We start from the raw sequence: 13,259 nt of genomic DNA on the forward strand, positions 1-13,259 counted from the left end.
TCACACCACGACCTCGCGTGCGGCGTCCCACGGTTCGGCCCAGCCGAGCTCGTCGAAGATGCGTGACAGCAGCACACCGGTGAAACCCCACAAGAGGGTGTCTGTGCCCGCAAGCGTGAACGCCGGAGCCCTGAAGGTGTGCTCGCCGTAGCGTCGCACCGACGTGACGCGGTTGGCGGGGTTGAGCAGATCGGCGACGGGAACTCGAAAGACCTCGACCGTTTCAGCATGGTCGACGGCCGCCACGCGAGACGGATGCCGCCACCAGCCCAGCACGGGAGTGACGACGTGTCTGCTCACGGCGAGCGGCGCGTCGGGCAGCGTGCCGAGCACGTCGACGCCCGCGGGGTCGAGCCCCGTCTCTTCGCGCGCTTCGCGCAAGGCTGCGGAGACAGCATCCGTGTCACCTGGTTCGAGCCGACCACCGGGAAACGAGATCTGCCCCGGGTGCGACCGCAGTGTGGCCGCGCGTCGCTGCAGCAGTACGTCGATGTCGGCCGAGACCGGGGAGTCGGCTGTGACCGCGGGGGCGTCGTCGAGTTTGCCGAACAGAATCAGGACGGCGGCGGGGCGTACGTCGTCGGATGCTGCCGGAAGCAGGCCGCGCTGCCAGTCGATGTCGCGCGTGCACAGCGCTTGCAGGTGGGAGCGGGCAGGATGCTGCTCACCAGCAGTGCTGACGGACATGCTCTCAGCCTATGCCGCACGACGACCTGTGGACAGCTGCCCTCGTCGCTGGCGTGCGGGTCTAGTGTGAAAAGTGCTCGTGCACAGGCGCGGCGCAACGGGGCACGCGAGAAGAGGGGGCAGACGCGATGGCAGACGCATCGTCGGGTTTGGCGGCAGAACCGCGCAAGAAGTGGAAGGTCATCGGACCGGGCATCGTCGTCGCGGCGACAGGTGTCGGAGCATCCGACATGGTCTCGACACTGGTCGCGGGCTCGATGTTCGGCTACACGCTGCTGTGGGCGATCATCGTGGGCGTCGTTCTGAAGATCGTGCTCGTCGAGGGCGCCGGACGCTACGTTCTCGCGTCGGGAAAGACCATCTTCGAGGGCTGGCGAACACTCGGTCGTTGGCCCGTCTGGTACTTCGCGCCGTACATCATCATCTGGGGCTTCATTTACGGAGCAACGGCGATGGCGACGACGGCGCTGCCGCTGGCCGCACTCTTTCCCGCCGTTCCCCTAAATGTGTTCGCCGTCGGCACCGGCCTGCTCGGTCTCGTGCTTGTGTGGTTCAACCGCTACGCGGTCTTCGAGAAGATCACGGCGGTGCTCGTCGGTGTGATGTTCGTGATCATCGTGGGCCTCGCCATCATCGCGGCACCGAGCCTTCCCGGGCTGCTCGCCGGGCTCATTCCGCGACTGCCCGAAGGCTCCGTGCTCTACACGCTTGCGATGTCGGGTGGAATCGGCGGCACCATCACGCTCGTCGCCTACGGGTACTGGCTGCGTGAGAAAGGGTGGTCACACCCGTCGTGGATGCGCGTCATGCGCATCGACAACACCATGGCGTACGTGATGACCGGCATCTTCGTCATCGCCATGTTCATCGTCGGCGCAACGGTCGTGGCCGACGCCGGCGTCACGCTGAGCACCGACTCCAAAGGACTGCTCGATCTCACCGACGTGCTCAACGACAAATACGGCACGTTCATCGGCACTGCGTTCCTCGTCGGATTCTTCGCCGCGGCGTTCTCATCTCTCATCGGCGTGTGGAACGGCGTCTCGCTCATGTTCGCCGACTTCTGGGGCAACATGCGCGGCAAGTCGAGCGACCACCCGGACTCGCGCGAGAACGGCAAGTATTTTCGCTTCTACATGCTGTGGCTCACGTTTCCGCCCATGCTTCTGCTGCTGATCGGCAAGCCGATCGCCCTCGTGATCGCCTACGGGGTGCTCGGCGCGCTGTTCCTGCCGTTCCTCGCGATCACACTGCTGCCGCTGCTCAACACCGACCGCGTGCCGAAGCAGTGGCGCAACCGCTGGTACACGAACGTCGCCCTGGTGATCACCGCGGCACTGTTCATCTGCCTCGCGATCTACAAGCTCGCCGACATCATCATCGGGCTTTTCTGACGGATGCTGCGGCACGTTGCCGCACCCTTCATGCTCGTTGATCGTGCAGATGAGCGCGTTCGCCGTCGCGATCGAAGATCGTCAGAATCTCGACGGGCCCGTCGTGCGCCTCGATGAGGTGGGGGACGAGCGTGGAGAACTCTGCCGCTTCTCCCGCCTCGACGATGTGCGTGTGGTCGCCGATGTGCAGCCTCGCGGTACCCGACAGCACGGTGAACCAGTCGTTTCCCGGATGCACGCGGCGCTCGTCGCCCGGGTCGAAATCTTCGGTGAGGCGCATCTTCGCCACCGTGACGCCGCCCGGCGATTCGCGTGACAGAACCCACATGGTCCGCCCCGGCGTCTCTTCGGGCTCTGGGCGAATCACGACATCATCGGCATCGGGAGACTCGACAAGCTCATCGAGCGAGGTGCCGAGCGCGCGTGCGAGCGTCACGAGCTGATCGATCGCGATCCGCCGGTGCCCCGTCTCGATGCGGCTGAGCGTCGACGGACTCATGAAGCAGCGCTCGGCGAGCGTATCGAGTGACCACCCTTTCGCAATGCGCAGCCCCCGAATGCGCTTGCGAATGAGGACGTCAACGTCAGGGGCTATCGGCTCGTCTTGCTTCATAAGCAAGAGTGTATGCTGCTCGCGCACGAGGTGTCTACCATGGACGCATGCCGCACGATCACTCCGTTATCAACTCCCACCACGCGCACAGCGAGGGGCTCGTCGAAATGCTCGAGCTCGACGCCGCGACCACCGGTGCCTACCTCGACGAGATCCCCGCGTGGATCGCCGACCGCGTGGAGTGCGCTCCCGAGCTGATCGTCGACCTCGGCGCGGGAACTGGCGCGGGGAGCATTGCGCTCGCGCGGCGCTTTGCGACAGCATCCATTCGCGCCGTCGACGCCTCGACCGCCATGCTCGACCACGTGGCGCAACGCGCAGAGGAGCGTGGGCTCGCGTCGCGCATCCGCACCGTGCTGTGCGACCTCGACGACGGGTGGCCGGATGCTGTCACGGGCGCCGACCTGGTGTGGGCGTCGTCATCGCTGCACGAGGTGGCCGACCCCGACCGCGTGCTGCGTGACGCCCGCGACGCGCTGCGTCCAGGTGGACTGCTCGCCGTCATCGAGATGGACGTGCTTCCGAGCTTTCTGCCGCACGACTATCCCGCCTCGGCGCCGGGCCTCGAACAGCGCGCTCACGATGCGCTCGCTCGCCTGGGCTGGAACGCGCACGGAGATTGGGCGCACAACATCGAGAACGCCGGCCTCGAGCTGATCGGCCGCAAGACCGTCACGGCCGAGTCTCGCGGACCTGCGACCCTGGCGTACGCGCGGGCGTGGCTGACGAGGCTGGCCGCTGCGCTGCCCGGACACGTCGACGCGCGCGACATCGACGCGCTCGAGACGCTCCTCAGCGACGACGCCGAGCTGCGTCGCGTCGCCACGACGGTTCGCGGCTCACGCACAGCCGTGCTCGCACGTCGACCCGAAGACCCATCACCGCAGACACGGTCGGCGCCCAGGGCGGCGCACGACGTGACTCACGAAGGAGAAGACCATGACTGACGTTCACACGACACTCAATACAGCCGCGGACGCTCGCGTTGACGTCGCCATCATCGGCGGCGGTGCGGCAGGGCTCAGCGCGGCCGTCACGCTCGCGCGGTCCCTGCGCTCCGTCGTCGTCATCGACGCGGGCGAGCCCCGAAATGCCCCGGCGGAGGGCGTGCACAACCTGCTCGGCCGCGAAGGCATCGCCCCCGGCGACCTGATCGCGCAGGGCCGTGCTGAAGCAGAAGCGTACGGGGCGCGGATGCTGTCGGGCAGCGTCGCGCACGTGCGACGCGACGGCGACGACATCGTGCTCGAGCTGGAAGACGGCGACGAGCTGCGCGCTCGCCGCATCCTGTTGGCCACCGGCCTGCGCGACGAGCTCCCCGACGTTGCCGGCATCACCGACCTGTGGGGCACCCACGTGCTGCACTGCCCGTACTGCCACGGATGGGAAGTGCGCGGGCAGCGCATCGGCGTGCTCGGCACGACGCCCATGGCGATGCACCAGGTGCTGCTGTTCCGCCAGCTGAGCGAGCACATCACGCTGTTCACCCACACGATGCCCGAGCTGACGAGCGACGACTGGGATACTCTTGCGGCGCTCAACGTCGAGGTGGTGTCGGGGCGCGTGGGCGAGCTGCGATCTGAGAACGGGGAGCTCCGCTCGGCCGTGGTCGACGATGGGCACGAGTTCGCCATCGACGCGCTCACCGTCGCCCCGAGAATGATCGCGAACAGCGACCTCTACGAACAGCTTGGCGGCGAACTCAGCGAGAATCCGATGGGCGTCTTCATCGAGACCGACTTTGCGGGCAAGACACCGATTGAGGGCGTGTGGGCAGCGGGCAACGTGCGCGACGTCGGGGCAGTTGTCGCGGCATCGGCGATGCAGGGCCTCATGGCGGGCGGCGCGATCAACGGCGAGCTCGCGACGGAAGAGGCTCGCGCGGCGGTCGCTGCCCGCGCTGCCAGAACGGCGTGACGCGCGGGCGACGTTGAACCCTGCGCGCCTCGGATGCCACTGTGCGCGGCTTTGTTCGACGCTGCGCCGCGCACAGCGGCATCCGAACGTCTAGCGCAGGCTCTGCAGCACCCCGAGCAGTGCCATGCCGTACGATTCAGCCGGGTCGTCGCTCACGAAGGTCGCCGTGTCATCGCCCACCGTCACGGTCACCCGGTACTCGACCCCGCCTGCGGCATCCACTCGCTCGAGGCGCTCGAACGCGCCCGCGAGCATGTCACGCAGCTGATCCTCGCGCGGCAGCCACACGGCATCGTCGAGTGCGACCGAGTCGAGCGCCCATTCCGTCGTGCCGTTGAAGCCGAGAATCGTTCCCGTCGGGTACGTGTGCGCCTCGATCGTCATGTCGCTCACGGTGAACACGTCGCCCTCGAACTCGGGCCCGGCAACCTGAAACGCGTCGCCAGAGACAGGCGTCCACCGCAGTCCGGCCTCGCGCAGCCGATGGGCGAGCGGCGTGGAGATCATCTTTCCAGTCTGGCACGCCGACCTCCCCGTAACGGTGCTACGGGCGACCGACCGCCTCGCGCGCGGCGACGAACGCATCCACGCAACGACGCACCTGCTCACTCGTGTGCGCGGCCGACAACTGCACGCGAATGCGCGCCTTGCCTCGTGGCACGACGGGAAAACTGAACGGCGTCACATAGATTCCCGCGGCGGTCATGTGGGCGGCCATATCGACGGCGAGCGTGGCATCGCCGAGCATCACCGGAACGATCGGGTGTTCACCCGGCACGAGGTCGAACCCGGCATCGGTCATGAGAGAACGGAACTGAGCAGCGTTCTGCGCCAGCTGAGAACGCAGCTCGTCAGCATCCTGAACCAGATCGAGAGCGGCGAGCGTGCCAGCCACCACCGACGGGGCGAGCGAGTTCGAGAACAGGTAGGGGCGCGAGCGCTGACGCAGCAGGTCGACGATCTCGCGGTGCGCCGAGACGTAGCCGCCTGACGCGCCTCCGAGTGCCTTGCCGAACGTGCCTGTGTAGACGTCGATGCGGTCCTCGACATCGCACAGCTCCGGCGTGCCGCGCCCGTGTTCGCCGACAAACCCCGTCGCGTGCGAATCGTCGACGATCACGAGGGCGTCGTAGGCTTCGGCCAGGTCGCAGATGCCGGCGAGCGGTGCGATGTGACCGTCCATCGAGAAGACGCCATCGGTGACGATCGCGCGAAAGCGGGCGCCGGATGCTGCACGTAGCTGCTCTTCAAGGTCGGCGAGGTCGCGGTTGCGGTACCGATACCGCTGCGCTTTGCAGAGACGGATGCCGTCGATGATCGACGCGTGATTGAGCTCGTCGGAGATGATGGCATCGTCCGGCCCGAGCAGCGCCTCGAACAGGCCGCCGTTCGCATCGAAGCACGACGAATACAGAATCGTCGCCTCGGTGCCGAGGAACTCCGACATGCGACGCTCGAGCTCAATGTGCTGCGTCTGCGTTCCGCAGATGAAGCGCACGCTCGCCATGCCGAAGCCCCACTCGTCGAGCGCTGCCCGTGCAGCATCCCGAATTGCCGGATGATCGGCCAGCCCGAGGTAGTTGTTCGCGCAGAAGTTGAGCACCTCGCGACCGTCGGTCGACACGCGTGCGCCCTGTGCCCCGGCGATGCCATTCTCGCGCTTGGTCAGTCCCGCCTCGTCGATCGCCGAGAGCTCGCTCTGCAGGTGCTGCTTGAACGAGGTGTACATCAGATCTCCGTCCAGTCCATGACGACCTTGCCGCCGCCCGCGTTCGCCGCTGTCTCGAACGCGCTCTGCCAGTCGCGCGCCGCGAACCGGTCAGAGACGATCGAGCCGATGGATGCTGCGAGAGTTTCGCTGCTCTGCAGCATCGCCGTCATGGCGTTCCACGTGTCAAACATCTCCCGACCGTAGATGCCCTTAAGCGTCAGCATCCGTGTGACGACCGAGCCCCAATCGATCGAGAACGGCTCCGAGGGGAGGCCGAGCATGGCGATGCGCCCGCCGTTGTTGATGTTGTCGACCATCTGCCGCATGGCGGCCGAGGCTCCGCTCATCTCGAAGCCGACGTCGAAGCCCTCGTGCATGTCGAGCGACGTGAATGCGTCGTGGATGCTCTCGTGTGCCGGGTTGATCGCGCGGTCGGCGCCCATCGACAGCGCGAGTTCGAGGCGTTCGTCGCTCACGTCTGTCGCGACGATGAAGCGGGCGCCGATGTGGCGTGTGATCGCGATGGCCATCAGACCGATCGGGCCGCAGCCCGTAATGAGCACGTCTTCGCCCACGACGGGGAACGATAGGGCCGTGTGCACGGCGTTGCCGAGTGGGTCGAAGATCGCGGCGACGTCTTTGTCGATGTCCGGGTTGTGCGCCCATACGTTGGTGCCGGGCAGGGTGATGTACTCGGCAAAAGCGCCGTCGCGGTTGACGCCGATGCCCTGCGTGCGAATGCACATCTGGCGGCGTCCCGCGCGGCAGTTGCGGCACACACCGCACACGATGTGCCCTTCTCCCGACACCAGATCGCCGACGCTCACGCCTTTCACGAGCTCTCCCACATCGACGACCTCGCCGCAGAACTCATGACCGGGAATCAGAGGGTGAGTGACGGCGGATGCTGCCCAGTCATCCCACCGCAGAATGTGCAGGTCGGTTCCGCAGATTCCCGTGCGCAGCACCCGGATCTTCACTTCGTCGGGCGCGGCTTCCGGCTCCGGCCGCTCGACGATGTCGAATCCGGCAGTCGGGCCGGCCTTGTAGAGGGCCTTCATTGGCGTCCTCGCTCCTTTCCCTTCTGGGGGTGTGGTGTTTGGAGCCCTTGTGAGGCTCCCCCGCTATTGTGCCGCGGGAGCCGTTTGGTCCGCATCGAAGTATGCGGCAATCTCGGCGTCAACGGGAGGAATAGCAAGGGTTTCGCCGCGTCCGCGCAATGATTGCGTTGCAACAACCCCTGTTGCAACAGCGTTGCGCGCAGCCACGGGGGACGTCAGGGTCGGTCCACCGTCGCGTGCGAACCGCACGAATTCCGCGATCATGAGCTCATCGGCTCCACCGTGGCTGCCGCCGGCCTCGGCGACGACGTGCGTCTCGTCCGGGGCGCCCGAACCGCGAAGGCGGTGCGTCCACACACCGACTTCCGATCCGGATTCGTCACCGAAGTTCTCAAGCCGCCCGCGCGTGCCGATGACGGTGTAGTTGCGCCAGTAGTCCGGTGTGAAGTGGCACTGCTCGTACGACGCGAGAATCCCGCCGGCGAGCCGCATGTTCACCTGCGAGATGTCCTCGACGTCGATCACGGGATTGAGGCCGGTCTGCTCGGTCGGCGGCCAATTGTCGAGACTGAACCAATCGCCCATGAGCTCGCCCGACCGGTCGCGGCGATCCGTGATGTCGCCGTACACCGACAGCTCGCCCATCGCCTGCACCTGCGTGCTGTACGCCCCGGCGAGCCAGTGGATCACGTCGATGTCGTGCGCGCCCTTCTGCAACAGCATCCCGACCGACTTCTCGCGCTCTGCGTGCCAGTCTTTGAAGTAGTAGTCGCCCCCATGGCCGACGAAGTGTCGGCACCACACGGCCTTGACCTCGCCGATCGTGCCGCGTGCGATGATGTCGCGCATGAGCGTGATCACGGGCATGTGCCGCATGTTGTGTCCGACGTAGAGCCGGCTTCCCGAGCGGTGCGCGGCGGCGAGAATCGCGTCGCAATCGGCAATGCTTGTCGCGAGCGGCTTCTCACTGAACACGGCGAGACCCGCCTCGAGCGCGGGGATGGCGGTGCGAGCGTGCACGTCGTCGGGCGTGAACACCATTGCCGCGTCGAGCTCCTGGGCGAGAAGCTCATTGAGATCGGCGGTCACGAAGGCTTCGGGATATGCGGATGCTGCCGCCTGACGGCCGCGCTCGGAAACCTCGCACACAGCGACGATGCGGCTTCCGGCGCCGGGACGATGTGCCGCGCGGGCGAGTTCGGTCCCCCGCATGCCGTATCCGATGATTCCTATGGTGAGATCCATTGAAGTGCTCCTTGTCAGCAGAAGGTGAAGTGCGTGCGGGAGAGGGCGCCAGACGACGCTGTCGAGCTGGGTTCGAGTCAAATTGTCGTCAGGGGTATCGCGTGCGCGCAAACTTCGCTCACCGCTGTGAGTGATTCGTGTGCCCGGCCCGATGCGGGCAACTGCCCTGCGCGGGCTAGCGTGACAGGAGTGATTTCGCAATGCCCTGACGTACGCAAAGACCCGCTGCGTACCGTGGGCGCATGAGTGACAGCGACTACGGCAAAGAGCGGGCAGAAGAGAAGTCGGGGCACGGTCTCGACGACACCGAGCACGTCGAGAAGGACACGGCGTACACGCCGGGGAGCGAGCAGGAGCAGGAGTACAAGCAGAAGGATCCTGTTCCCGACACAATCGATGACGACGTTGACCAGAACGTCGAGGTGGCGCCTGGAACCGGAGGGCCCGACGATCAGGGAGACGTCGACGTGGACCCCGACGACATCAACCTGCCGACGCGAGGTTCAAACTAAGAGCGCACCGAGCGGGGAGGCGCCATGCGACGCCTCCCCGCTCGCTGCTGGTCTCGATTACTCCTTCGGCGGAGTCACTTCGTCGCCGAAGTCACCGACATCACCCTCGGCCTGCGACGGCTTGTTCTCTGCCGGATCCTCCGGTGAAACCGTGTCGGCTTCACCGTCGGTGCCCTCGGCCTGAGACGGCTTGTTGCGGTTCGGGTCCGGTTCTGCGTTCGTCATGTCATCTCCCTCATCTTTCGCGTTTGGGCCCTTCTCGGCCCGTGGATCTGGAACTCCGTAGGACACGTTGCTCTCCTTTCCATTCGCGTCGGTACACGTCGAATCGCCTGACGGGTTCAGCCCTTTCGCCAGTCGTCGTTCGCGATCTGTGACCCGCCGAGGGGTCCCATCTGCAGCATCCCGCCATCGACCGCAATCGACGCTCCCGTGATGTAGCTCGACGACGGCGAGGCGAGAAAGGCGATCACGGCGGCGATCTCCCGCGCGTCGCCCGGACGGCCGAGGGGCACACCGGGTCGATGAATCTCCCGCGGGTCCACGTCTTCGTTGCCCGTCATCGGCGTCGCGATCTCTCCGGGAGCCACAGAGTTCGCCGTGATGGCGTGTTCGCCGAGCTCGATCGCAGCCGTCTTGATGAGGCCGCCGAGGCCGTGCTTCGCGGCGTCGTACGCGCTCGCGCCGATCTTCGGCTGATGCTCGTGCACGCTCGTCGTCGCGATGATGCGTCCGCCGGTTCCCTGGCTGATCATGCGGCGCGCGGCGCGCTGAATGCCGAGAAAGGCTCCGTCCAGGTCCGTCGCCACGACGTGGCGCCAGCTCTCCAGGCTCATGTCGACGAGCTTCTCGTTGGCGCCCGTCCCCGCGTTGTTGACGAAGACATCGACGCCTCCGAGGTCGTCGATGAGCCGGTCGACGACGTCTCCGCAGGCATCCAGATCACTCGTGTCGAGATACGTCACGACGGCGCGCTGACCGTGCGAGCGCACTTCGGCCGCTGTTGCGTCAGCGCCCTTCTCGTCTCGGTGCCACGTGATTCCCACATCCATGCCGGCGCTCGCGAGCGCAACCGCTGTCGCTTTGCCGATTCCCGAGTCGGAGCCCGTCACAATGGCACGTCGCGGAGCGAACTCGCGTGTGTCGAAGGGGTTGGGCGTTGTGTCTGCCTCAGCCATCTGGGCCTGCCTTCCGTCCGATGTCAGACCATCAAAACGACGCGGCCGGTATTTGGACAAGCCCCTTGCGCGACGAAGCGATGCTGCCTATGCGACGGTGACTGCTCCGCTATCCCGTGAGGCGGGCCGGACGCACGAAGTCGAGCTCGAGTTCCTGAGCTTCGCCGACAGCATCCCGAGCCAGCACCTCTCCCAGAGCGAGACAGTGCTTGAACGCGTGCCCGCTGTCGCCGCCCGCGACGAGAACGCGGTCCGATTCGGGCGCAGCGCCAATGACGAACTGGTCATCTGGGCTGATCGTGATCATGCACGGCTCCACGCGTGTCGGCACCGGCTCGAGCCCGGGCAGAACGCGCTCGACGAGCGGTGAGAGGCGCGACCAGTCGGCCGGCGTCACGCCGCGGTCGACGGCGTCGGGGTCGATGCGCGGCCGCTCGGTTCCCCACAGGTCGCCGAGTCCCAGCTTGACGAGGCTGCCGTCGATACTCCCGTGCCCCCACATCACCGTGCCCGCATCGACCTGCCTGATCGTCACGGGATAGTCGGCGATGTCGAACCCGGCATCACGCGGCGTGAACCAGGTGAGCGGAGTGCGCACGGGCGTGAGGTCGAGCCACGGCGCAAACGCGGGGAGCCACGCGCCGGCGGCGACGATCACGCGGTCCGCCGTCCAGACAGCATCCGCGGTTCTGATCGTCACCCCTGACGGCCCGGGCTCGACGGCCGTGACTGTGGTTCCCGTGACGATGCGCGCCCCACGGGTGGATGCTGCTGCGGCAGCCGCGCGCACGGTGCGTTCGGGCCTCGCGACGCCTGCCGCCGGGTCGAGTACCCCGACGTCGGTGTCGGCGACATCGGCGTGCTGCGGAAAGCGCGCTCGTACCTCGGCCGCAGACAGGTGCTCGATGGCGAGACTCGCTGCCTCGGCGGCGCGTACGGCTCCCGCGACCGCGTCGCTGTCTTCGGCGCCGATCGACACCCCGCCCGTGATGGTGAGCAGCTCGTCGCCGCTGAGCCGCTCGAGCTCGCGGAACAGCGCGCGCGATGACTGCGCCATGGCGACAAGATCAGGATGCTCGAGGCAGGCCTCGCGGAACAGCCGAGTGTCGCCGTGCGACGACCCGAACGAGTGCCCAGGCGCAAAGCGCTCGAACGCCGTGACGCCGACGCCGCGTTCGGCCAGCCGCCACGTCGCTGCGGCTCCGATCGCTCCGGTTCCGATGACGGCGACGTCTATGCGCAGCATCCGCTCTCCCTCTCGCTGTTGCCACTCGAACTCTGACGTCTCGAGCCTACGGGCTCCGCACGCTCAGCCGCGCTGGAGGGGGCGGGAGCGCGGAGAGTCAGGATGCTGGCGCGGACGACGCGGCGACAGCATCCGGTCTTCTGGGCGGATACACCCACGTGACCAGCACCACCGAGATGATCATCAACAGGAACCACGAGACGAGCTTGGAGATCGAGACCATCTCCCAGCCGTCGACCTGCCCCGGGTACAGCCAGGCCCCGGAGTAGGTGCCGATGTTCTCGGCGATCCAGATGAAGAACGCCACGAGCGCGAAGGCGACGACAAGCGGCATGCGCAGCGTGCGGCGAAAGACGTGGAACTGCATGGTGCACAGGCCGAACGTGAGCAGAACGCCCGCGAGCAGCACCCAGCGCAGATCGACGATGTAGTGGTGCGAGAAGAAGTTGACGTAGATCGCGCCCGCGAGCACCGCCGTGAGCCACAGCGGCGGGTAGCGCGTGAACCGCAGGTCGAACAGGCGGTAGACGCGCACCATGTACGAACCGACGGCGCCGTACATGAACCCCGTGAATAGCGGAACGCTCAGAATGCGCAGCACACCGCCCGGGTCGTACGCCCACGAGCCGACGTCCGTCTTGAACAGCTCCATGACGGTGCCGACGATATGAAAGAGCACGATCACGCGGAGCTCGCGCCACGTCTCGAGGCCCGACCACACCATGACGACCTGGATCACGATGGCGGCGATCGTGAGGGCGTCGTTGCGAGCGAGCCAGGCGTCGTCGGGGTACCAGAGTCGTGCCGCGAGAATCACGACGAGCAGAGCACCGCCGAAGACGCACGCCCAGGCCTGCTTTGCGCCGAAGACCAGAAACTCGACGAGCGCGCCCCACAGCCGGTTGTCGGGGGCGCGCTCGAGAAGCCGATTCGCTGCGTCGTCGATGCGCCGCTCAAGGGCGGTGAGATCGGGACGCAGGGCCATGCTCGCAGAGTAGCCGTGCTTTGCTGAGCGTCGACCGGGATGCTGCATTCAGAGAAACGGAGCGCCAAGAATTGGGTGACGGCGACACATATATGAGGCACCGGCGCCCAATTTTTGGCGCTCGGCCGATGGCAGCGTCAGAACGCTCGCGATGCCGAGCCCGCCGGTGCGGGGTCAGCGCAGCCCGTCGAGCACGACGGTCGCCTCGATCACTGGATCGCCGCCGGCAGCGACGCGCTGCGCCCAGTCGGACCAGTGCTCCGCGCGAAGCCGCTGGTGCGGGGCAGTGTCGCTGTCGTGAGCGGGGTGCGACGGATGCTGTCGCAGCTCAGCGAGCGCGGCGACGAGGTCGCGGTAGCGCGACGCCGTGAAACCGGCATCCGTCCACTCGGCGATGTCGCGCTGCACCCAGCTCGGCAGCGGCGCCCCGTCAGCGAGGCACTGATCTGCCGCCCGTCGCTCGAACACGCCGACAACGCGAGGAGGCAGCTCGGCGAACGCTGCCGCCCAATCGTGCTGCTCGGCGATCGGAATCTCGTGGGGAGCGGCCGCGACGTCGAAGACCTCGGTCGTGGGCTGCCCGTCGAGCACGACGATGCGCAGCGGCGCTGTCGGCCCGCGGTAGGCCATCAGATCGACGGCGCGTGGTGCCGGTGCCGCGACCGGCGACTCGGCGAGCCGCATCGGAGCTCTCGCATGCATGGATGCCT

General features: G+C 66.8%; 15 protein-coding genes. 4 read left to right on the forward strand and 11 right to left on the reverse strand.

What is annotated here, in order from left to right:
- Entirely contained in the window at positions 1-687 is a 687-nt protein-coding gene (locus tag ATJ78_RS03330) for an NUDIX hydrolase (RefSeq protein WP_098406301.1), read from the reverse strand.
- Between the two features lie 128 nt (positions 688-815).
- Between ATJ78_RS03330 and ATJ78_RS03335 the strand changes: the two genes are divergently transcribed.
- A complete protein-coding gene (locus ATJ78_RS03335) occupies positions 816-2,081 on the forward strand; it encodes an Nramp family divalent metal transporter (RefSeq protein WP_098406302.1) in 1,266 nt (421 codons plus the stop codon).
- A gap of 28 nt (positions 2,082-2,109) precedes the next feature.
- Here the strand turns inward: ATJ78_RS03335 and ATJ78_RS03340 are convergent, their stop codons facing one another.
- Positions 2,110-2,694, reverse strand: a complete 585-nt coding sequence (locus tag ATJ78_RS03340; protein ID WP_098406303.1) for a helix-turn-helix domain-containing protein — start codon at positions 2,692-2,694, stop codon at positions 2,110-2,112.
- A gap of 47 nt (positions 2,695-2,741) precedes the next feature.
- Here ATJ78_RS03340 and ATJ78_RS03345 point away from each other — a divergent pair, with 47 nt between their 5' ends.
- Together ATJ78_RS03345 and ATJ78_RS03350 are read left to right on the forward strand one after the other, a co-directional pair.
- Positions 2,742-3,641 (forward strand): class I SAM-dependent methyltransferase, encoded by a 900-nt coding sequence (locus ATJ78_RS03345; protein WP_098406304.1) that lies wholly within the window; start codon positions 2,742-2,744, stop codon positions 3,639-3,641.
- Positions 3,634-4,611, forward strand: coding sequence for an NAD(P)/FAD-dependent oxidoreductase (locus ATJ78_RS03350; RefSeq protein WP_098406305.1), 978 nt, complete (start codon positions 3,634-3,636; stop codon positions 4,609-4,611). The genes ATJ78_RS03345 and ATJ78_RS03350 overlap by 8 nt, the downstream gene beginning before the upstream one ends.
- Before the next feature lie 90 nt (positions 4,612-4,701).
- On the opposite strand, the gene ATJ78_RS03355 is transcribed toward ATJ78_RS03350, so the two are convergent.
- From ATJ78_RS03355 to ATJ78_RS03370, 4 genes are all read right to left on the reverse strand, one after another.
- Entirely contained in the window at positions 4,702-5,118 is a 417-nt protein-coding gene (locus tag ATJ78_RS03355; RefSeq protein ID WP_098406306.1) for a pilus assembly protein CpaE, read from the reverse strand.
- A gap of 37 nt (positions 5,119-5,155) precedes the next feature.
- On the reverse strand, positions 5,156-6,340 hold the full coding sequence (locus tag ATJ78_RS03360) for a glycine C-acetyltransferase (protein ID WP_098406307.1): 1,185 nt from the start codon (positions 6,338-6,340) through the stop codon (positions 5,156-5,158).
- Positions 6,340-7,383: an L-threonine 3-dehydrogenase gene (tdh, locus tag ATJ78_RS03365; protein ID WP_098406308.1), complete on the reverse strand. Its 1,044-nt coding sequence runs from the start codon at positions 7,381-7,383 to the stop codon at positions 6,340-6,342. The genes ATJ78_RS03360 and tdh overlap by 1 nt, the downstream gene beginning before the upstream one ends.
- 63 nt (positions 7,384-7,446) lie before the next feature.
- Positions 7,447-8,628 carry a Gfo/Idh/MocA family protein gene (locus tag ATJ78_RS03370; protein ID WP_098406309.1) on the reverse strand — a complete coding sequence of 394 codons (1,182 nt, stop codon included), beginning with the start codon at positions 8,626-8,628 and terminating at the stop codon, positions 7,447-7,449.
- A 242-nt stretch (positions 8,629-8,870) separates the two neighbouring features.
- Here ATJ78_RS03370 and ATJ78_RS03375 point away from each other — a divergent pair, with 242 nt between their 5' ends.
- Entirely contained in the window at positions 8,871-9,140 is a 270-nt protein-coding gene (locus tag ATJ78_RS03375; RefSeq protein WP_098406310.1) for a hypothetical protein, read from the forward strand.
- A 57-nt stretch (positions 9,141-9,197) separates the two neighbouring features.
- On the opposite strand, the gene ATJ78_RS15855 is transcribed toward ATJ78_RS03375, so the two are convergent.
- The 5 genes from ATJ78_RS15855 to ATJ78_RS03400 form a co-directional block, all read right to left on the reverse strand.
- A complete protein-coding gene (locus tag ATJ78_RS15855; RefSeq protein WP_156088585.1) occupies positions 9,198-9,365 on the reverse strand; it encodes a hypothetical protein in 168 nt (55 codons plus the stop codon).
- Positions 9,366-9,481: 116 nt separating this feature from the next.
- Positions 9,482-10,318: an SDR family oxidoreductase gene (locus ATJ78_RS03385; protein WP_098406312.1), complete on the reverse strand. Its 837-nt coding sequence runs from the start codon at positions 10,316-10,318 to the stop codon at positions 9,482-9,484.
- Between the two features lie 109 nt (positions 10,319-10,427).
- Positions 10,428-11,564 (reverse strand): N-methyl-L-tryptophan oxidase, encoded by a 1,137-nt coding sequence (gene solA / locus ATJ78_RS03390; RefSeq protein WP_098406313.1) that lies wholly within the window; start codon positions 11,562-11,564, stop codon positions 10,428-10,430.
- Positions 11,565-11,661: 97 nt separating this feature from the next.
- Positions 11,662-12,549, reverse strand: coding sequence for a DUF817 domain-containing protein (locus ATJ78_RS03395; RefSeq protein WP_098409181.1), 888 nt, complete (start codon positions 12,547-12,549; stop codon positions 11,662-11,664).
- A gap of 174 nt (positions 12,550-12,723) precedes the next feature.
- A complete protein-coding gene (locus ATJ78_RS03400; protein WP_098406314.1) occupies positions 12,724-13,251 on the reverse strand; it encodes a hypothetical protein in 528 nt (175 codons plus the stop codon).
- Between the last annotated feature and the right edge of the window lie 8 nt (positions 13,252-13,259).

The organism is Paramicrobacterium agarici (assembly GCF_002563955.1).
Classification (GTDB): domain Bacteria; phylum Actinomycetota; class Actinomycetes; order Actinomycetales; family Microbacteriaceae; genus Paramicrobacterium; species Paramicrobacterium agarici.